Below are 869 nucleotides of genomic sequence, written 5' to 3' on the forward strand. Positions count from 1 at the left end.
CTGCCAGCGCGCCCGGCTGGCCCTGCTGCCCGTGCTGCGCGCGGCGCACCCCGGCGTGGTGCTGCTGCACCTGCCATGGCTGTGCCCCACGGCGCGTGCCCTGGATTGTGCAATACTGCCCCCGCCACCGGATGCCACGGGCGGCGGGCTGACCCGCATCCTGCTGGGCGGGGTGATCGGTCCAGCCTGTGTCGTCGGTACGTCGGACAACGCCCCGCCCCTTGCTCCGGCTCTTGCTCCTTCCCTTGCTCCTTCCCTTGACGCTCCGGGGCGCTTCCTGCTGCACGGGCTGCTGCGCCCCGCCACCCTGCAGGCTCCGGCCCGTCTGGCCTTCCGGGTCATGGCGGAACATCCGGACAATCTCGATGCACTGCTGGAACCGCTGGTGACCGGGATGCACGTCGTCGGCGCCCTGGAGACGGCCCTGCTGTCCACCGGCCCCCTGCCCGCCGGGCCGTCCGACCCACTGGGCTTGCTGCTGGCCACCTTGCACGGCGGCCCCGGCCTGCTTACCTGACACCGGGGACCGGCAACGTCCTTCCCGGAAGGCTCCGCTTCCCCGGGGCCTCTCCGGCAAAGGGGCCGCGCCCCCTTGCAGTCCCTTTCAGGGGGGCGCCGTATTCCGGCATGAGCCCGCCGTGGCCACTAATTGCCCGTCATTTCCAGGGGGTGCGGGGGGCGTTGCCCCCCGCCCGCCGGAGGCGTACAAAGCCCCTTCCCGCCCCCGTTCATCACAAACCGACCACCCCAACCCGCCCGCCACCCGGCGTGCCGCCCGTCACCCCGCATGACCGACACCGCATCCGCCGCCCCCCACCTGTCCCTGGCCCCGCCCCTGCGGACCGACGCCCCGTGGCTGGCCCCCCTGG

Annotated in this window: 1 pseudogene; it reads left to right on the forward strand. The window is 73.5% G+C overall.

What is annotated here, in order from left to right:
• Positions 1-517 (forward strand): annotated as a pseudogene (locus FVW27_RS17480) (hypothetical protein); the annotation flags it as partial.
• Between the last annotated feature and the right edge of the window lie 352 nt (positions 518-869).

This window comes from Nitratidesulfovibrio liaohensis (assembly GCF_011682075.1).
GTDB lineage: Bacteria > Desulfobacterota > Desulfovibrionia > Desulfovibrionales > Desulfovibrionaceae > Cupidesulfovibrio > Cupidesulfovibrio liaohensis.